Source organism: Massilia brevitalea, from assembly GCF_030711405.1.
In the GTDB taxonomy this organism is placed as follows: domain Bacteria; phylum Pseudomonadota; class Gammaproteobacteria; order Burkholderiales; family Burkholderiaceae_D; genus Telluria; species Telluria brevitalea.
Genome location: NZ_JAULSI010000001.1, coordinates 212,149 through 231,223, shown reverse-complemented (window position 1 = coordinate 231,223; position 19,075 = coordinate 212,149). Strand labels below are relative to the sequence as shown.

General features: G+C 63.3%; 17 protein-coding genes. 11 read left to right on the top strand and 6 right to left on the bottom strand.

What is annotated here, in order from left to right:
* The first annotated feature begins 52 nt into the window (after window positions 1-52).
* The 3 genes from QWL29_RS00885 (at window position 53) to QWL29_RS00875 (ending at window position 1,724) form a co-directional block, all read left to right on the top strand.
* The gene (locus tag QWL29_RS00885) at window positions 53-577 is read left to right on the top strand and encodes a methylated-DNA--[protein]-cysteine S-methyltransferase (protein WP_305820999.1); all 525 of its coding nucleotides are present in this window, start codon (window positions 53-55) and stop codon (window positions 575-577) included.
* A complete protein-coding gene (gene xerD / locus QWL29_RS00880) occupies window positions 550-1,452 on the top strand; it encodes a site-specific tyrosine recombinase XerD (RefSeq protein ID WP_305820998.1) in 903 nt (300 codons plus the stop codon). The genes QWL29_RS00885 and xerD overlap by 28 nt, the downstream gene beginning before the upstream one ends.
* 92 nt (window positions 1,453-1,544) lie before the next feature.
* Window positions 1,545-1,724: a hypothetical protein gene (locus QWL29_RS00875; RefSeq protein ID WP_305820997.1), complete on the top strand. Its 180-nt coding sequence runs from the start codon at window positions 1,545-1,547 to the stop codon at window positions 1,722-1,724.
* A 250-nt stretch (window positions 1,725-1,974) separates the two neighbouring features.
* Here the strand turns inward: QWL29_RS00875 and QWL29_RS00870 are convergent, their stop codons facing one another.
* From QWL29_RS00870 to QWL29_RS00860, 3 genes are all read right to left on the bottom strand, one after another.
* Window positions 1,975-5,094, bottom strand: coding sequence for an efflux RND transporter permease subunit (locus QWL29_RS00870; RefSeq protein ID WP_305820996.1), 3,120 nt, complete (start codon window positions 5,092-5,094; stop codon window positions 1,975-1,977).
* Between the two features lie 3 nt (window positions 5,095-5,097).
* Window positions 5,098-6,321, bottom strand: a complete 1,224-nt coding sequence (locus QWL29_RS00865) for an efflux RND transporter periplasmic adaptor subunit (protein ID WP_305820995.1) — start codon at window positions 6,319-6,321, stop codon at window positions 5,098-5,100.
* A gap of 681 nt (window positions 6,322-7,002) precedes the next feature.
* A complete protein-coding gene (locus tag QWL29_RS00860) occupies window positions 7,003-7,989 on the bottom strand; it encodes an endonuclease/exonuclease/phosphatase family protein (RefSeq protein WP_305820994.1) in 987 nt (328 codons plus the stop codon).
* Window positions 7,990-8,028: 39 nt separating this feature from the next.
* Between QWL29_RS00860 and QWL29_RS00855 the strand changes: the two genes are divergently transcribed.
* The 3 genes from QWL29_RS00855 (at window position 8,029) to QWL29_RS00845 (ending at window position 9,962) form a co-directional block, all read left to right on the top strand.
* On the top strand, window positions 8,029-8,520 hold the full coding sequence (locus tag QWL29_RS00855) for an aminoacyl-tRNA deacylase (RefSeq protein ID WP_305820993.1): 492 nt from the start codon (window positions 8,029-8,031) through the stop codon (window positions 8,518-8,520).
* A 69-nt stretch (window positions 8,521-8,589) separates the two neighbouring features.
* The gene (plsY, locus tag QWL29_RS00850) at window positions 8,590-9,210 is read left to right on the top strand and encodes a glycerol-3-phosphate 1-O-acyltransferase PlsY (RefSeq protein WP_305820992.1); all 621 of its coding nucleotides are present in this window, start codon (window positions 8,590-8,592) and stop codon (window positions 9,208-9,210) included.
* An 89-nt stretch (window positions 9,211-9,299) separates the two neighbouring features.
* Window positions 9,300-9,962 (top strand): DsbA family oxidoreductase, encoded by a 663-nt coding sequence (locus QWL29_RS00845; RefSeq protein ID WP_305820991.1) that lies wholly within the window; start codon window positions 9,300-9,302, stop codon window positions 9,960-9,962.
* 229 nt (window positions 9,963-10,191) lie between these two features.
* On the opposite strand, the gene QWL29_RS00840 is transcribed toward QWL29_RS00845, so the two are convergent.
* From QWL29_RS00840 to QWL29_RS00830, 3 genes are all read right to left on the bottom strand, one after another.
* The gene (locus QWL29_RS00840; protein WP_305820990.1) at window positions 10,192-11,034 is read right to left on the bottom strand and encodes an endonuclease/exonuclease/phosphatase family protein; all 843 of its coding nucleotides are present in this window, start codon (window positions 11,032-11,034) and stop codon (window positions 10,192-10,194) included.
* Between the two features lie 120 nt (window positions 11,035-11,154).
* The gene (tsaD, locus tag QWL29_RS00835; protein ID WP_305820989.1) at window positions 11,155-12,195 is read right to left on the bottom strand and encodes a tRNA (adenosine(37)-N6)-threonylcarbamoyltransferase complex transferase subunit TsaD; all 1,041 of its coding nucleotides are present in this window, start codon (window positions 12,193-12,195) and stop codon (window positions 11,155-11,157) included.
* Window positions 12,196-12,423: 228 nt separating this feature from the next.
* Window positions 12,424-13,485 (bottom strand): 3-deoxy-7-phosphoheptulonate synthase, encoded by a 1,062-nt coding sequence (locus QWL29_RS00830; protein WP_305820988.1) that lies wholly within the window; start codon window positions 13,483-13,485, stop codon window positions 12,424-12,426.
* A 109-nt stretch (window positions 13,486-13,594) separates the two neighbouring features.
* On the opposite strand from QWL29_RS00830, the gene ybiB reads away from it, so the two are divergent.
* The 5 genes from ybiB to dnaG all read left to right on the top strand — a co-directional run bounded on the left by ybiB (window position 13,595) and on the right by dnaG (window position 18,913).
* Window positions 13,595-14,554, top strand: coding sequence for a DNA-binding protein YbiB (ybiB, locus tag QWL29_RS00825; RefSeq protein ID WP_305820987.1), 960 nt, complete (start codon window positions 13,595-13,597; stop codon window positions 14,552-14,554).
* A gap of 128 nt (window positions 14,555-14,682) precedes the next feature.
* Window positions 14,683-15,891: a BaiN/RdsA family NAD(P)/FAD-dependent oxidoreductase gene (locus QWL29_RS00820; protein ID WP_305820986.1), complete on the top strand. Its 1,209-nt coding sequence runs from the start codon at window positions 14,683-14,685 to the stop codon at window positions 15,889-15,891.
* A 331-nt stretch (window positions 15,892-16,222) separates the two neighbouring features.
* Window positions 16,223-16,435 (top strand): 30S ribosomal protein S21, encoded by a 213-nt coding sequence (gene rpsU, locus QWL29_RS00815; protein WP_005665410.1) that lies wholly within the window; start codon window positions 16,223-16,225, stop codon window positions 16,433-16,435.
* A gap of 130 nt (window positions 16,436-16,565) precedes the next feature.
* Window positions 16,566-17,015 (top strand): GatB/YqeY domain-containing protein, encoded by a 450-nt coding sequence (locus tag QWL29_RS00810; protein WP_305820985.1) that lies wholly within the window; start codon window positions 16,566-16,568, stop codon window positions 17,013-17,015.
* Window positions 17,016-17,116: 101 nt separating this feature from the next.
* The gene (gene dnaG / locus QWL29_RS00805) at window positions 17,117-18,913 is read left to right on the top strand and encodes a DNA primase (protein ID WP_305820984.1); all 1,797 of its coding nucleotides are present in this window, start codon (window positions 17,117-17,119) and stop codon (window positions 18,911-18,913) included.
* Window positions 18,914-19,075 lie beyond the last annotated feature (162 nt).

Genomic DNA, 19,075 nt, shown 5'->3' with positions numbered 1-19,075 from the left:
GCTCGATCGAAAAAGTTGGTGGAGCGGGGGCGCGAGGAGTAAACTACGCGGCATGAATACTCCACAAGGCAGCGAGCTGTTTTCCGCCATCGTGCCGGCGCCGTTTGGCGCCATCGGCATCCGTACCGAAGGCGAACGCGTGCGCGAACTGGTCTACCTCGAGCCGCGTTTCGGCGACAAGGCGGCGCAGGACGCCACGGCCGAGCTGGCCGCGCGCCAGGTCGAACAGTACCTGGCAGACCCCGATTTCGTGTTCGACCTGCCGCTGATGGAAGCGGGCAGCGATTTCCAGCGCCGCGTGTGGGGGGCGATCAGCGCGATCCCGCGCGGCAGCGTGCGCACCTACGGCATCCTGGCCAAGGAACTCGGCTCGGCGCCGCGCGCGGTGGGCCAGGCCTGCGGCGCCAACTGGTTCCCGCTGGTCATTCCCTGCCACCGCGTGACGGCCGCCCGCGGCCTGGGCGGCTTTGCCAGCCACGACGAAGAAAACGGCTTCCACCTGTCCGTCAAGCGCTGGCTCCTGCGCCATGAAGGCGCCACCGCATCGCCATGGCAGCAGCAGTCGATCTGGGACTGATCGACGAGTTCTGCGACACGCTGTGGCTGGAACACGGCCTGGCGAAGAACTCGCTCGACGCTTACCGGCGCGACCTGCGCCTGTTTGCGCAGTGGCTGCACGCTCGTTATCCCGCATGCGGGCTATTGAGCGTGCAGGCTGAACACCTGGCCGGGTACTTTGCCGAGCGCCACGCCGACACCAAGCCGAGCACGGCCAACCGGCGGCTGTCGGTCCTGAAACGCTTTTACCAGCTGGCGCTGCGCCGCAACCAGGTGGCGGAGGACCCCTGCCTGAAGATGGCCACGGCGCGCCAGCCGCTGCGCTTCGTGCACACCCTCACCGAGGAGCAGGTCGAGGCGCTGTTGAATGCGCCCGATGTGAGCACGCCGCTGGGCCTGCGCGAACGCACCATGCTGGAGCTGATGTATGCCAGCGGGCTGCGGGTGTCGGAACTGGTGGCGCTGAAACTGGTCGAACTGAGCCTGAACGATGGCGTGCTGCGCATTACCGGCAAGGGCAGTAAAACGCGCCTCGTCCCCTTCGGGGCTGAGGCGCGAAACTGGGTCGAGCGCTACCTGAAGGATGCGCGTGGGATCATTCTCAACGGGCAGATAGACGATGCCCTGTTCGTGACCGGGCGTGGCGGGCCGATGACGCGGCAGATGTTCTGGATACTCATCAAGAAGCATGCGTTGAAGGCGGGCATCCGCGCGCCCTTGTCGCCGCACACGCTGCGCCACGCGTTTGCAACACATTTACTGAACCATGGCGCCGACTTGCGCGTGGTGCAATTGCTGCTTGGGCATTCGGACATTTCGACGACACAGATTTATACGCATGTGGCACGCGAACGTTTGAAGCACCTGCATGCACAGCATCACCCACGTGGCTAGTTCGAAACTGGTCAAGTTCGTGTCGCTTAACTGGCGCATAATGGTTCGGGTTCGGCACCATTCTTTCATGTCAGCTTGCATACGAGGAAATCATGGCAAGGACCAACTTCCAATACGAAAAGCGGCAACGGGAACTGGAAAAGAAGCGCAAGGCGGAGGAAAAAGCCAAGCGCAAGCTGGAGGCGAAGGGCAGTCCGAAGGCGGAAGGTTCAGAGGGGGAGGCAGGGGAAGGGGTAGAGTCCGAGGCAACGGAAACCCAAGAGCAGTCGTAACGACTCCCGTACGGTGGGCACCCCGTGCCCACGCGGAACGTGCCGCATTGTTGGCGGAATTATTTCGTTTCCGCCTAGTCAGATGTGCGGCATCCAGAGGCACATCCGGGGGGGCGATTTTGCGTTAGCGGTCCGCCCAGGAGCCGCTAACGTCATGCATCCATTTCGGTCCAAACACCGCTAACACCGCGGTGCGTTCCGCGTGGGCACGGAGTGCCCACCGTACGGTTCGCGCTGCAGACTCCGGTTTCTATGCCGATTCTTTCGCGATTGCCGGTGCAATCTCACCCACTTCCTCGTGCCCCTTGGCAAACCAGCGCTTGGCGCGCTTGCCCAGGTTGTCGAGGTAGCTGTACGCCACCGGCACCACCACCAGCGTCAGCAGGGTCGAGGTAATCACCCCGCCAATCACCGCGCGCCCCATCGGCGCCTGGGTCTCGCCGCCATCCCCGGCGCCGATCGCCATCGGCAGCATGCCGAAGATCATCGCCAGCGTCGTCATCAGGATCGGACGCAGGCGCACCTGGCCGGCTTCCAGGATCGCCGCGAACTGCGCCTGGCCAGCACGCTGGCTGTGGTTCGCAAAGTCCACCAGCAAGATCGCATTCTTGGTCACCAGCCCCATCAGCATCACCACGCCGATCACCGAGAACACGTTCAGCGTGCTGCCCGTTGCCAGCAGCGCGATCAGCACGCCGATCAGCGACATCGGCAGCGACATCATGATGGCGATCGGCTGCAGGAAGCTGCCGAACTGGGAGGCCAGCACCAGGTAGATGAAGATGATCGCAATCACGATTGCCGACAGGAAGTTGCCCATCGTTTCGGCCATCTGCTGGGCATCGCCGCCGACGTCGAAGCGCACGCCTTCCGGCAGCTCGATTTCCTTCATCGCCTTGTCGATGTCGCCGTTCACGTCGCCCGACGGACGGCCTTCGACACCGGCATAGATCGCCACCCGCCGTTCCAGCGCCTGGCGCTTGAGCACCTGCGGGCTGAACGAGGGCACGAACTCGACTACCTGGCGCAGCGGCACCATGATCGGGTTGCCGGCCGCATCCACGCGCGAGGACGCCAGCGACAGATCGGCCAGGTCGGCCACCTTCTGGCGCCCATTCCTCGGCAGTTGCACGTTCACCTGGTAGTTCTGGCCATCCGGCGCCAGCCACTGGCTGATCTCGTCGCCGGCCACGAACGGACGCAATGCCGCGCCGACCTGCTGCACCGACAAGCCAAGGTCGCTGGCCAGTTCGTTGTTGATGCGGATGACGGTGGCCGGGTTCGCGCCTTCCTGGCTGTACTCGATGTCGGCCACACCCTTGATCGCACGCATCTTGTCCATCAGCTTGTGCGCCACGGCGTCCAGCTTGGCTTCGTCGCGGCCCAGGATCGCAATGAAGATCGGCTTGTTACCGACCGACATGGTGATGCCGGCAATCGAGGACAGGCGCTCGCGGATGACGGACTCCATGGTCTCCTGCGAGCGGCGCCCGGTCTTCTTCACGTCGGTCAGCTTCAGCACGACCTGCGCGCTGTTGTGGCCTTCGTACACGCCGATGGCGCTGCTGATAGCGTCGATTTCCTTGTACTCGCGCAGGATGTCCTCGATCTGCTTCACCTTTGCGTCCGTATAAGCCAGGCTGGAGCCGACCGGGGTCTTGAAGCGCATCTCGATGAAGCCGTTGTCGGTTTTCGGCGCAAACTCGCCGCCGATCAGCGGCACCAGCGCCAGGCTGCCGACGAACACCGCCAGCGCCAGCGCCAGGGTGGCTTTCCGCCAGCGCAGGGCCAGCCCCAGTACCTTGCCGTACCAGGTGTGCACGTGCTCGATACCGTGCTCGATGCGCGCCATGATGCGGCCCAGCCAGGGCACGTACTTGAAACGGTCCTTTACCGGGTCCGGCCATACCGACGACAGCATCGGATCGAGCGTAAAGCTGACGAACAGCGACACCATCACGGCCACCGCCACCGTCACGCCGAACTGCAGGAAGAAGCGCCCGATGATGCCGTCCATGAAGGCGATCGGTACGAACACGGCCACGATGGCAAAGGTGGTCGCCATCACGGCCATGCCGATCTCGTTGGTGCCGTCTTCGGCGGCGCGCATGTGCGACTTGCCCATGCCCAGGTGGCGCACGATGTTCTCGCGCACCACAATCGCATCGTCGATCAGCAGGCCAATGCACAGGGACAGCGCCATCAGCGTCAGGAAGTTCAGCGTGAAGCCGAAGTAGCGCATCGCGATGAAGGAAGCCAGCACCGAGATCGGCAGCGTCAGGCCGGTGATCACCGTGCTGCGCCAGGAATGCAGGAACAGGAACACGATCACCATGGTCAGGATCGCACCTTCGATGATGGTGCGCTTGACGTTATCGAGCTGCTGCTGGACCGTGGTCGACTGGTCGTCCATCACGCGGAAGTGGACGTCGCTTGGTAAGGTCTTGCGCATCTCTTCGACCATCTTGATGATGCCGGTGCCCACCTGCACGGTGTTCGCGTCCTGCACCTTGGTGATGTCGACCGAAATGGCGCGCTGGCCGTTCACGCGCGAGATCGAGGTTTCTTCGCGCTCGCCGTCGACCACATCGGCCACCTGCGACAGATACACTGGTCCGCTGGCGCGGCGTGCCACGATGATGTTATTGAACTCGCGCGCCTCGCGCATCTTGCCTTCCACGCGCACCAGGCGCTCGCTAGCGCCGTACTGCAAATTGCCGGCCGGGAGATTCGCATTCGTCGCCTGGATCGCGCGCAGCACTTCGTCGATGCCGATGTTCTGGCTGCGCAGCTGCTCGGGCTTCACGTGCACCAGGATCTGGCGCGTGGCCACGCCGCCGGTACGTACTTCGCCGACGCCGGCCACGCTTTGCAGGCGCTTCACGATCACCTGTTCGGCCAGCAGCGACAGGGCGCGCATGTCGCGCTCGGTCGAGCTCACCGACAGGCGCACCACCGGCTGCTGGTTCTCGCCGTCGGCGCGGGTGATGAAGGGTTCCTTCACCTCTTTCGGGAAGCCGGGGCGCACGCGCGCCACCTTGTCGCGCAGGTCCTGCATCGCCTTGTCGGTGTTGGTGGCGATGTGGAACTCGACCGAGACGCCGCTGCGGCCTTCCCAGGAATTACTGCGGATCGTCTTCACGCCGCTGACGGTGTTGATGACTTCCTCGATCGGCCGCGTGACGTCGTTTTCCACCTGTTCCGGCGACGCGCCCGGATACTGGGTCTCGACCCAGGCGAAGGGCAGGTCGACGTTCGGCATGCTCTCCACGCCCAGGGTACGGTAGGAGAACAGGCCGAGCACCATCAGGCCGACCATGACCATGGTCGCGAATACGGGGTGGCGGATGCTGACTTTGGTGATCCACATGGCTCAGTCCTTTTTCGCGACAACGATGTTGTCGGTGGCCTTGGCATCGGGCTTGGCCTTGGCAGTGGTGCCGGCCAGCTTGACCTGCGCACCCGGCTTGACGCCATCGAGCGGCACGTTCAGCAGCACCGCACCGGCGTCGACGCCATGCGTGACTTCGGCCAGGCCTTCGTCCTCGTTGCGCATGCCGAGCGTGACCGGCTGCGCCACCACCTTGCCGTCGGCGACGCGGTAGACCACGTCACGCTCGCCATCCTTGCGCAGCGCGGCCAGCGGTACGATCGGGCGTGCGGCGGATTTGTCGGTGGTGATCTGGCCTTTCGCGAACATCCCGGCGCGCAGCAGTCCATCGTCGTTGGCGACGCTGATATACACCAGCATCGCGCGCGAGCCGGCTTCGGTGGCCGGGTTGATGCGCGCCACCTTGCCGGTGAAATCGCGCGCATCGAAACCGTCGACGCGGAAGTGCACGTCCTGGCCGACCTTGATGCGCGGGATGTCGGAGGCCGGCACCTGGGCATCGAGCGTCAGGTGCTGCAAATCGACGATGGCCATCACCGGGCTGTCCGGCGACAGCTTTTCGCCGGCCTGCACGAAGCGCTTGCTGACCACGCCCGACAGCGGCGCGCGGATCACGGTGTCGTTCAGGGCGATGCGCGCCAGGTCCAGCTGGGCGCGCGCGGCGTCGACCGCGGCCTGCGCCAGTTCGACGCTGTTGCGCGTGGTGTCGAAGGAATTCTGCGAGATGTAGTTCTGCTCCAGCAGGGCGCGACTGTTCAACTCGTTCTTGTTGGCCAGCGCCAGGCGTGCGTTGGCTTCCTTCAGCGCCGCTGCGTACTGCGCCACGCGGGCGCGCGCGTCGGCGTCGTCGAGGCGCGCGATCACCTGGCCGGCGCTGACGTTCATGCCTTCGCGCAGGCCGGTTTCCAGCACCACACCCGAGACCTTGGACTTGACGGTGGCCTGGGCCAGCGGCGCCAGTGAACCGGATAGCGGCAAGCGGCGCGCCAGTTCGCGCGCCTCGACCGTAACCACGTCGCTGTGCGAGAGTTCGAAGACGGTGGGCTTGGCTTCGGCCTTCGGCGCCGGGGCCGCCGGCTTGCCCTGAAACGCATACCAGCCGCCGGCGACAGCGGCCGCCAGTGCCAGCGCAATCGCCGGTTTGCGCCAGCGGCGCTTGGTGGAGAGGGGGATCGCAGGCGTAAGCGGCAAGGTCTCGATTTTCATGGCGGCCGGTATTTGAATTATTCGCGAATTGTTGGGAAGCACGGAGAAACGGGGCGCCCGTGCTCCACCTCGAACGGGAGACGGAGCTACTAGCGCATGGTGGCAACTATAGAAATTGACAACGCCGGCCGCCATCGAAATGCGACAAGCAGTGGTTTGGCAGCGCTGAAGTGCAGAAAAGCCGGATCGAGTGCATGCGTGGCCTGTGCGTGATTNAGCTACTAGCGCATGGTGGCAACTATAGAAATTGACAACGCCGGCCGCCATCGAAATGCGACAAGCAGTGGTTTGGCAGCGCTGAAGTGCAGAAAAGCCGGATCGAGTGCATGCGTGGCCTGTGCGTGATTCCGTACGGTGGGGTCATTGATGCCGGGGGCATCAATGACGAAGTGCCCACGCGGAACGCGCCGCTGTGTTGGCCGTTTTTCATCGTTGCCGTTTGCTCGGATGCGCGATATCCTGGGGCATGCCGGCGGCTCAAATCCTGGCCGAGCTTGGTTGAAACGATGCGCTTTTGGATACGTTGTCTGGACGCGTATTGCTGGCTAGAAGGCCGTTGACATTGCAGCGCGTTCCGCGTGGGCACGGAGTGCCCACCCTACGGGTCCTGCCGCATGAATGCACGCACCGCAAATGAAACAGGCATGCAAACCCGGGCTGAATCCGTGGGATGGCGATTACTCACATACCCGCGTCGCGCAGGCCGTGGCTGTCGTCGAACAGGCGGATGCGCGCCAGCACCTGGCCGTGGTCCGATGCTTGCGGCAATGCCAGGTCGAGGTGATCGTTCAGGTACAGCACCTCGACCACTTCGCCAATCGCATCCGGCAACGCCGCATTGAACTCTTCCGACACCAGGATATGGTCGATGGTCGAGTAATGCCCCTCGTGCACGCACGAGAAGCCCATATGGTGCGCGTGGTCGACGCGGCGCTGCACCTCGTTGGCGTCGTACAGGCGGTCGGCCATCGGCGCGCCGGCGCCGAGCACGATGCCGGTGGTGACCGAATCGGCGACGTCGTTGAAGTCGCCCAGCACCACGCGCGGGCGGCGGTTGGCGCGGCCCATTTCAGTCACCAGCACGCGCAGGGCCGCCGCTTCGGTGCCGCGCCGGATCAGCGAGCGCAGGCAGGCGAGGGCGTACAGGGCCGGGTCTTCGCCGGTGTCGCCGGTGCGGTAGTCGGGGCGGCGCGACTTCAGGTGCACCACCACCACGTCCACCGCCACATCCGGCGACACCTGCACGATGGCGTGCAGCGGCGCGCGGGTAAAGCGGGCGGCGTCGCGGCTGCCCTGGGGCAGTTCGATCCCGTGCGGGAAATCCTTCATGGGCTGGGCCGGCACCACCAGCGGCAGGCGCGAGACCAGGGCCACGCTCGGGGTCAGGCGCATGGCGGCCGGGTCGGGGTCGAAGCCGGCATGGAAGGCTTCGCGGTAGTTCCGCGTGCGCGCCAGTACTTCCTTCAGGGTCGCTTGCGAAAAGATCTCCTGGAAGCCGATGACGTCGGCGTCGAGCAGGTCGATCTGGTGCGCCGTCCAGTCCAGCTTGGCTTCGTATTCTTGCTCGGTGGTGGGCAGCAAGTTGTCGTAGAGCTTCACGCCCGGCGGCGCCAGGTTGCAGACGTTGAAAGTCGCAAAACGTCGCTCTTGCTGGTTCAGTTGCTGCATAATAGAAACCCCTTTATTCCAGTGATTAGCGTATCACGCATGGCCAAGAAAGAGCACGTCTCAGAAACGCCCGCCACCGCCTGGCTGCGCAAGCACGCCGTGGGGTTTTCCGAGCATCCCTACGCCTATGAAGAGCACGGCGGCACGGCCGTATCCTCGCGCGCGCTGGGCGTGCCCGAACACGACGTGGTCAAGACCCTGGTGATGCAGGACGAGGCGGCGCGTCCGCTGATCGTGCTGATGCACGGCGACCGCAAGGTGTCGACCAAGAACCTGGCGCGCGCGATCGGCTGCAAGTCGGTCGAACCCTGCAAACCGGAAGTGGCGCAGCGCCACTCGGGCTTCCTGGTAGGCGGCACCTCGCCCTTCGGCACGAAAAAGGCGATGCCGGTGTACGTGGAGGAGAGCATCCTCGCCATCGAAAAAATCTACATCAACGGCGGCCGGGGCGGCTACCTGGTCGGGATTGCGCCGCAGGTGCTGGTCGAGGTGCTCGGCGCAAAGCCGGTGCAATGTGCGCTGGCCGACTGACTATCGCCGCCTGGCCGGCTAGTGTATATTCACGCTCGTTTTACATATAAGAAATAATAGAAAGACAACATGAATACACTGATCGCTGTCGTTGCTGCCTACCTGATCGGCTCGATTTCCTTTGCCGTGGTGATGAGCCGCGTGTTCGGCCTGTCCGACCCGCGCACCTATGGCTCGAAAAACCCTGGCGCCACGAATGTGCTGCGCAGCGGCAGCAAGAAGGCGGCGATCGCCACCCTGGTCGGCGACGGCGCCAAGGGCTGGCTGGCCGTGTTCCTGGCGGTGCACTTCGGCCCCGACTTCGGCATCGACGACACCGGCATTGCGCTGGTGTCGATCGCGGTCTTCCTCGGGCACCTGTGGCCGGTGTTCTTCCGCTTCGTCGGCGGCAAGGGCGTGGCCACCGCGCTCGGCGTGCTGCTCGGCCTGAACGTCTGGCTCGGCCTGGCGACCCTGGTTACCTGGCTGGTGGTGGCCTACGCCTTCCGCTATTCCTCGCTGGCCGCGCTGATCGCCGCGGTGTTTGCGCCGTTCTACTACGGCCTGCTGTTCGGCGTCGATGCCATCCTGTTCGCGGTGGTGGCGATGAGCTCGCTGCTGCTGTACCGCCACGCCACCAATATCGGCAACCTGATCGCCGGCAAGGAGTCGCGTATCGGCAGCAAGGCGGCGGGAGCCAAGAAGAAGTAAGCGCCTATTGATTCTCTCGCAAGCATGCCCATATGGGTGGACAGCCGGCGCATCCTGCGCCGGTATTCATTTCAGGAAGGCGGTGTCGCGTGGGCAAGCAATTGAGGATTGATTTCGTATCGGACGTGTCGTGCCCGTGGTGCGCGATCGGCCTCAAGTCGCTGGAGCAGGCCATCGAACGCGTGGCGCCGGACGTCACCGTCGACCTGCACTTCCAGCCGTTCGAGCTGAACCCGGACATGGCGCCGGAAGGCCAGGACATCGTCGAGCACATCACCGAGAAGTATGGCGCCCCGCTCGAGCAGCAGATCCAGTCACGCGAACAGATTCGCCAGCGCGGCGAAGCGGTCGGTTTCACCTTCGACATGGCGCGCCGCGGCCGCATCTACAACACCTTCGACGCGCACCGCCTGCTGCACTGGGCCGAAGAGCAGGGCCGCCAGCATGCACTCAAATTGGCGCTGTTCGAAGCCTATTTCACCCATTGCGAAGACCCGAGCTCGCGCGAGCTGCTGGTGAGTGTGGCGGGGCAGGTCGGCCTGGACAAGACCGAGGCCCAGCGTGTGCTGGAGTCGGGCGAGTATGCCGACGAGGTGCGCGAGACGGAGCACTTCTTCCAGAAGGCGGGGATTCGCTCGGTGCCGGCGATCATCATCAACCAGCGGCATCTGATTTCGGGTGGGCAGCCGCCGGAGGTGTTTGAGCGGGCGCTGCGGGAGATTGCGGCGCAGGGGCAGGAGGCGCTCGGCTGATCTTCAGGATGCGCCGCGGGGCGATTGGCAGCGGGATTCAAACAGGGCCAACACGACGGTGCGTTCCGCGTGGGCACGGAGTGCCCACCCTACGATGGTCCAGCCAACACAGTTTGCACACGTAAGGTGGGCACCCCGTGCCCACGCGGAAGCCCGCATCGTGTTGGCCTCCGATGTGGTCGAACCGCCAGCATCTTGCCACCGCATCCAGAAGATCACCCCCACCGCTTCACACCAGATCGAGCACAATCGGCTGATGATCCGACACCCCCGTCTCCGACTGCACCTCCACCTCCCCAATCCTCGGCCGTAAATCCTCGGTCACAAAGAAATAGTCATAGCAATCCGGCTTCTCCGGCCAGGCAAACCCATGCAGCCCCGCCGTCGGCGCGCGCGCATGGTCCGGATGCCTTGCCCGCCACGCATCCACCAGCGCCAGTTCTCCGCTCAAGGGCGGCGCCAGCATCGCCTCGTATTCCTCCGCCCCCGGCTGCAAATTGAAATCCCCACAATAAATCGCCGACGCCGGCAATTCGCCCAGCTGGAACGGCGCATCCATCTCGGGATTCGGCACATAGGCGCGCGCCCGCGCACAGGCCTGGGCATGCAGTTCGCGCAGCCGTCCTACCTGCGCGCCGCGCTGCAGCGCCGAATAATATTCAAGGTGCGTGGTCACCAGCCGCAGCTTGCCGCGCGGCGTATCGAGCACGACTTCGATCGCCCCGCGCGGCATGCCCGGCGACACAGGATCAAACGGCCACGGCAGGGAATGCCGGTGCGCCTGCGTGATGCGGTATTTGGAAAGAATCAGGTTGCCGAACAGGCGGGGAACGTTGTTGCGGTAGATTTCGCTCGGGGCATAGTCGATGGCGTGGTAGCCGCCAAAAGCGCCGGCCAGTTGCTTGAACTGGTTCGCGGTCGCGCTTCCTTCGAGTTCAGGATGATTCGCTGCTACTTCCTGCAGGCAGATGACGTCTGGATTAAGCTTGCGCAGCACATCGATGATCGCGTGGATACGGATGCGCCCGTCCTTCCCACAGCCCCAATGGATGTTCCAACTCACAACGCGCATGTAGGACCTCCGAAAACTGAACCGTCAAAGTGTGCCATTCTTTGGCAACCGGCGGTCACACGGTAGGATCGGTGTCAGCCTTGCAAGTTCATTACCGGCCGCGCGCCTCCAGAACCCGTCTCAGGCCGCTTCCAGCTCGTCCAAAGGCCAGCGCGGACGCACATTGAAAGCGTAGTCGCGCACGGCCAGGTCCGGGTTCTTTTCCAGCCGCATGGCGCCGGCAAAGGCAATCATCGCGCCATTGTCGGTGCAGAATTCCAGCTCGGGATAAAACACCCGGAACTTGCGCTTGGCCGCGGCCGCATTCAAGGCTTCGCGCAGCTGCCTGTTGGCGCCCACGCCGCCGGCAATCACCAGGCGCTTCAGGCCCGTGTGGCGCAGCGCATTCACGCATTTGGCCACCAGCACGTCGACGATCGCATCGACAAACCCGCGCGCGATGTTCGCCTTGTCCTGCTCGCAGATATTCGCGATCACCTTTTCCTCGTGGTTCTTCACCACGGTGAGCACCGCCGTCTTCAGGCCCGAGAAGCTGAAATTGAAATCCTTCGAATGCAGCATCGGGCGCGGCAGGGTATAGGCTTTCGGATCGCCAAATTCCGCCAGGCGCGAAATCGCCGGGCCGCCCGGATAACCGAGGCCGAGCAGCTTGGCCGATTTGTCGAATGCTTCGCCGGCGGCGTCGTCCAGGGTTTCGCCCAGCAGCGTGTAGCGGCCGACGCCGTCGACCCGCATCAGCTGGGTGTGGCCGCCCGAGACCAGCAGCGCGATGAAGGGAAAGTCGGGCCGCTCGGTCGCCAGCAGCGGCGACAGCAAATGGCCTTCGAGGTGGTGCACGCCGAGCACCGGCTTGTCCAGCGCCAGGGCCAGGCTGCAGGCCACCGAGGAACCGACCAGCAGCGCACCGGCCAGGCCGGGGCCTTGGGTATAGGCGATGGCGTCGATGTCGTTCTTGGCGATGCCGGCTTTACTTAATGAATGTTCCAGCAGGGGCAGGGCGCGGCGGATATGGTCGCGCGAGGCCAGTTCCGGCACCACGCCGCCGTATTCTTCGTGCATGGCCACCTGCGAATGCAGGGCATGGGACAGCAGGCCGCGCTCGGTATCGTACAGAGCCAGGCCGGTTTCATCGCAGGAGGATTCGACGCCGAGAACAATCATGGGAACAGAGGGGAGGGGGAAGCGGAATCCGACATTGTAAAGCACCCAGACGGACGATGCTGCGATGACGGTCTTGTGGCCCGCTGCCGGTGCATGGGCGTAGGGTGGGCACTTGTGCCCACGCGGTCTCATCGTTTGCGAATACGCGCCATTGCCGCAGATATGCAGCCAGTGAAACCGCGTGGGCTCGAGAGCCCACCCTACAATATCAACACCGTGTGCGCCGAATTACGGACGCTGCAAGAGTTCTTTATGCGCGCTACGCAGCATCGCCACCGTATCGTCCCAGCCAATACAGCCATCGGTCACCGAACACCCATACTTCAACTGCGACAAATCCGACGGAATCGGCTGGTTCCCCGCCACGATATTCGATTCGATCATCACCCCCACCAGCGAGCGATTCCCGTGCCTGATCTGCTGGATCACGTCCGACATCACCAGCGGCTGCAGTTCCGGCTTCTTGTAGCTGTTCGCATGCGAGCAATCGACCACCAGGTTGGCCGGCAGCTTGGCTTTCACCAGCGCCTGCTCGGCAATCGTCACCGACACCGAATCGTAGTTCGGCCGGTCGCCACCGCCGCGCAGCACCACGTGCCCATAGGCGTTGCCGCGGGTGCGCACGATCGACACCGTGCCCTTGTCGTTAATCCCCAAAAACGCATGCGGATTGGCCGACGACAGCACCGCATTGATCGCGATACTCACATCGCCATCGGTGCCATTCTTGAAACCGACCGGCGTCGACAGGCCCGACGACATTTCGCGGTGCGTCTGCGATTCGGTGGTACGCGCCCCAATCGCGGTCCAGGCAATCAGATCGCCCAGGTATTGCGGCGAAATCGGATCGAGCGCTTCGGTGGCGGTCGGCAAACCGAGTTCGCATACATCCAGCAGGAATTGGCGCGCGCGTTCCATGCCGACGTCGACCTGGAAGGAATCGTCCATGAACGGATCGTTGATATAGCCCTTCCAGCCGGTAGTGGTGCGCGGTTTTTCGAAATACACCCGCATCACCAGCAGCATCGTGTCGGCCACTTCTTCCTGCAAGGCTTTCAGGCGGCGCGCATAATCCAGGCCTGCTTCCGGATCGTGGATCGAGCAGGGACCGACGACCACGAACAAACGCTTGTCCTTGCGGTCGAGGATGTCGCGCAAGGCGGCGCGGCCTTCCATGACGGTAGAGAAAGCGCGCTCGGTCAGCGGCAGCTTGGCGTGCAGCTCGGTCGGGGTAGGCATGCGCCCGAACGAGGTAACATTGGTATTTTCGATATCTGGTGTGATCTGCATAATGCGTCCGTGGGGCAAAAGTCGGATCGGCCAGTGTAGCGCCAAAAATGCATTGGTGCACCAAGCAGCGCAAAAGCGGGCCATCCGCACATCGGTGTAAAGTATCGCGATGCAAACTCACAACGACCCATTCCCCGCCGCCCGCTTCATCAAGGAGATCGGCCGCGGCGTCAAAGGCGCGCGCAGCATGTCGCGCGAAGACGCAGCTTCTCTGTATGGCGCCATGCTCGATGGCCGCGTATCCGATCTCGAACTCGGCGGTATCCTGCTCGCCATGCGCATCAAGGGCGAATCCGTCGAGGAGCTGGCGGGCTTCATGGATGCCGCCGAGCGTTCGTTCGCCCCGCTGCCCAGCCCCGCCGGCGAGTTCGCCCCGGTACTCATTCCCAGCTACAACGGCGCGCGCAAGCTGGCCAACCTGACGCCTCTGCTGGCGCTGCTGCTGGCGCGCGAAGGCGTGCCGACGCTGGTGCACGGCGTGCGCACCGACCCGGGCCGCGTAACCACCGCCGAGATCCTGGGCGAGATGGGCCTGGCCGAAGCCGGCTCCAGCGCCGAGCTGCAGGACGCCTTTGCCGCGCATCGTCCCGCCTTCATGGCGATCGAGACCCTGGCGCCGGCGCTGGCCCATCAATTGTCGCTGCGCCGCATCCTCGGCGTGCGCAATTCCACGCACACCCTGGTAAAAATCCTGCAGCCTTTCGAGGGCCCGGCGCTGCGCCTGGTGTCCTACACCCATCCCGAGTACCTGGAAACCCTGGCGCAATACTTCACCACGGCTGCACCACACGCACGCGGCGACGCCTTCCTGATGCGCGGCACCGAGGGCGAAACCGTGGCCAACCCGCACCGCGCCCAGCAGATCGACTGGTTCCACGCCGGCACGCGCACCCTGCTGGTCGAACGCGATGCGCCGACCGACGATTTGTCGCAGGTGCCGGAAGCGCGCGATGCGGCCGCCACCGCCAGCTGGATCGCCGCCGCCTTGCGCGGCGAGGTGCCGGTGCCGCGTTCCATCCTGAACCAGGTGGCGCAGTGCGTGCGCGCTTCACGAGCATTACGCAGCTGACGTATCGATAATGCCTTGGCAAGAACGTCGCATCGCCGCGGCGTTTTTGCCGCCAGCCCTCGGATTTACTGTCGCGAAGCGTTAAAATGGCCGGTTTGGCGATTCGCTTTGAAGGACACGGCAGCAGCATGGCAAAACAATTCGATGTAGCGGTAATCGGCGCGGGCGCGGCCGGGATGATGGCTGCGGCCGTGGCGGGGCAGCGCGGCAAGCGCGTGGTGCTGATCGACCACGCCGGGAAACTGGCGGAAAAGATCCGCATTTCCGGCGGCGGACGCTGCAATTTCACCAACGTGAATGCCTCGCACCAGCATTACCTGTCCGACAACCCGCACTTCTGCAAAAGCGCGCTGTCGCGTTACACCGCGCAGGATTTCGTCGCGCTGGTCAAGAAGTACCGCATCGCCCACCACGAAAAGCACCGCGGCCAGCTGTTCTGCACCGAATCGGCCGAGCAGATCATCGACATGCTGAAGTCGGAATGCCTGAAAGGCGAGGTCGCCTGGCGCATGCCGTGCAAGATCGAATCGTTGGAAAAACTGGATGACGGTTTCTTCATCGCCACCGACCACGGCGATATCGAAGCGGCCAGCGTGGTGATTGCCACCGGCGGCCTGTCGATCCCGAAGATCGGCGCCACCGATTTCGGCTACCGCATCGCCAGCCAATTCGATTTGAAACTGGTCGAGCCGCGTCCGGGCCTGGTGCCGCTGACGTTCGACGGCCCGAGCTGGGAAGCGTTCGCGCCGCTGGCCGGCATTGCGCTGGAAGTGGAAGTGTCGACCGGTTCCGGAAAAGGGAAGGGCGCCAAGAAAGGCCACTTCCGCGAAGACCTGCTGTTCACCCACCGCGGCCTGTCCGGCCCGGCGATCCTGCAGATTTCCAGCTACTGGCAACCCGGCACGCCGATCGTGCTGAACCTGCTGCCGGAAATGGACGTCGCCGAAGAACTGATCGGCTCGAAAACCACGGTCAAGAAACAACTCGGCAACGTGCTGTCGCAATGGCTGCCCGCACGCCTGGCCGAAGGCCTGCTGCTCGCCAACGGCTTCGCCCCTGACGCCCGCCTGGCCGACATGGCCGACGCCAAGCTGCGCAAGCTCGGCGACGCCATCAACCGCTGGGCCATCGTCCCGACCGGCTCGGAAGGCTACCGCAAGGCCGAAGTCACCTTGGGCGGCGTCGACACCCGCGAACTGTCCCAGCAAACGATGATGGCCAACAAGGTTCCCGGCCTGTATTTCATCGGCGAATCCGTCGACGTCACCGGCTGGCTCGGCGGCTACAACTTCCAGTGGGCCTGGGCCTCCGGCTTCGTCGCCGGCCAGAGCGTATAAGTAACGAGATTGGTTGTTGCTATCCGAAGTCAGTAACCTCATCCGTAGAGGATGTGAAAAAATTGTCAGGGCAAGGCGTCGAGTCGAAGACAGTACGAGCGTACGGCGAGACGAGGCAACGCCGCCATGGCGATTTTTTCACATCCTCGTAGCGTGGGCACTCCGTGCCCACGCGGACTCAACAAACCACGAACAGCACAGGCAACAGCCCAATAAACCCTGCCCATCCATGCGCTGTAGCAAATTCAGCACAAGCAGGTAAACTCTTCCCCTACTTGTCAAAACCTGCTAGACTTTCGTTCTTCCCTAAATCCAACGGTTTGATTTTTACATGACCACTATCCGCCTTAAAGAAAACGAGCCGTTCGAAGTCGCTATGCGTCGCTTCAAGCGCACTATCGAAAAAACCGGTCTGCTGACGGAACTGCGCGCACGCGAGTTCTATGAAAAGCCAACTGCAGAGCGCAAGCGCAAGCTCGCCGCTGCCGTGAAGCGCCACTACAAGCGCATCCGTAGCCAGCAACTGCCTAAGAAACTGTACTAAGACTGTCCCGCTGGCCATGATCCGGCGACGTGGGCAATGCCCGTCCCGGTAGCCGCGAAAGTCTCTGGAGCCCGCCCTGGTTGTGACCGCGGCGGGTTTTGTTGTTTGTAATCATCACCTCGGAGATGCCATGAGCCTGAAAGAACAAATCACGAACGACATGAAAGCCGCGATGCGCGCCAAGGAAGCCAGCAAGCTGGCGACCATTCGCCTGATCCTGGCCGAAATCAAGCGCAAGGAAGTCGACGAGCAGATCGAAGTAAACGAGCAGCAAACCGTCGCTATCATCGAAAAGATGATCAAGCAGCGCAAGGATTCGATTACCCAGTTCGAAGCCGGCAATCGCCCCGACCTGGCCGATATCGAAAAGGCCGAGCTCGAAGTGCTGGCCACCTACATGCCTGCCGGCCTGTCGGATGATGAAATCGCCGCCGAAGTCGCCGCTGCCGTGGCCGCCTCGGGCGCCGCCGGTCCACAGGACATGGGCAAGGTCATGGGCATCGTCAAGCCAAAGCTGGCCGGCCGCGCCGACATGACTGTTGTATCGAACCTCGTCAAAAAAGCGCTGTCCGGCGCCTGATGTACCACAAAGGGGTCTTGTGCGGCCCCTGCTTGTTGCAAATCAATTTGTAGCGAGCCCTGCGGTATAGTCTGACCTGAGACAAACACTGTGACCACCAAGTGATCCCGCAATCATTCATTACCGATCTGCTCAACCGTGTCGACATCGTCGATGTGGTTGGGCGCTACGTCCAGCTGAAAAAGGGCGGCGCCAATTTCATGGGGCTGTGTCCTTTCCATAGCGAAAAATCCCCCAGCTTCACCGTCAGCCCCACCAAGCAGTTCTACCATTGCTTCGGCTGCGGCGCCCACGGCACCGCCATCGGCTTCCTGATCGAATACTCGGGCATGGGCTTCGTCGATGCGGTGAAAGACCTGGCCCAGAACGTCGGCATGGTCGTGCCCGACGCCGACGACAAGATCCCGCCGATGCAGCGCGCCGCCCAGCAGGCGCAGTCGCTGGCGATGACCGACGCCCTGACGCAAGCCTGCGACTATTACCGTGCGCAATTGCGCAACGCGCCGAACGCGATCGCTTACCTCAAGAACCGCGGCCTGACCGGCGAAGTTGCCGCCCGCTTCGGCATGGGCTACGCCCCGTCGGGCTGGGACAGCCTGCGCAGCGTGTTCCAGGATTACGACGCGCTGGCCCTGGTCGAATCGGGACTGGTCATCGATAAAGTCGACGAAGACGGCAGCAACAAGAAACGCTACGACCGCTTCCGCGAGCGCATCATGTTCCCGATCCGGAACACCAAAGGGCAGGTGATCGGCTTCGGCGGCCGCGTGCTCGACGGCGGCGAGCCGAAATACCTGAACTCGCCGGAAACCCCGCTGTTCCAGAAAGGCCTGGAGCTGTATGGCCTGTTCGAGGCGAGGCAAGCCATTCGCGACGCCGGCTACGTGCTGGTGACGGAAGGCTACATGGACGTCGTCGCCCTGGCCCAGCTCGGCTTCCCGCAAGCCGTGGCCACGCTCGGCACCGCCTGCACCAGTACCCACGTGCAAAAGCTGCTGCGCCAGACCGACAACGTCATCTTCAGTTTCGACGGCGACAAGGCCGGCCGCCGCGCCGCCCGGCGCGCGCTGGAAGCCTGCTTGCCGCAAGTGAGCGACAACAAGACCATCCAGTTCCTGTTCCTGCCGCAAGAACATGACCCGGACAGCTACGTGCGCGAGTTCGGCGCCGACGCCTTCGCCCAGGAAATCAACGAGGCGATGCCGCTGTCGCAGTTCCTGATCCGCGAAGTGACGGGCGAGCACGACCTGTCCACGCCGGAAGGGCGCGCCAAGACCCAGTTCGACGCGAAACCGATGCTGCAAGCGATGACGCCCTCGAGCCTGCGCCTGCAGATCGTGCGCATGCTGGCCAGCCTGACGGAATCGACACCGGCCGAGATCGAGGCGCTGTTCGAATTGTCCAAGCCGGTATCGGTGGTGCGCAGGGCGCCACCGCGCCAGGGGCGTCCGGAGCCGGTGGGCCTGGAATTGCAGATGCTGCGTATTCTGGTGGCGCACCCATCGCTGTCGCTGCATCTGGACGACAGCGCCTTGCATGCCTTCGACTATTTTGGCCCGGAAAGCGCCGACGCCTTGCGTCACCTGGTGGAAATGGCCCAGGCGCTGGGCGAATACGGCACCTTCGCGGCCCTGTCCCAGCAGCTGAAAGAATTGACCGGTGAGTACGACCGTATCATCGCGGAAATCGCGTCGGAACCCGAAACGGACAGCGAAGCGGACCGTGTCTGGCTAGTAAGTGCTGTGAGGCAAATCAAGATGGATGCCTTGAAACAGGAGTTGAACCAGTTGTTTTCTTCCGGCTTGACCCCAGATCAGGTCAGTACTCGCTATCGCGAAATTACAGCCCAGCAGCACCTCCTGGCCAAGGAGGCAGAAGCAGCCATGTCGCCGCGCTGATCTCATCAAGCCTGCGCCAGACTGTTGCCTGGATGGCACGGTTTGTATCTGGAAAAATAAGGGGTGCGTGCTATAATAAAACGCTAACTATTGCAACCTTTGAAACGATTTTCGTGTCAAAAGGCGCGTGGAGTTTCCGTTAGCGAAGCAGTGTTGTACGCT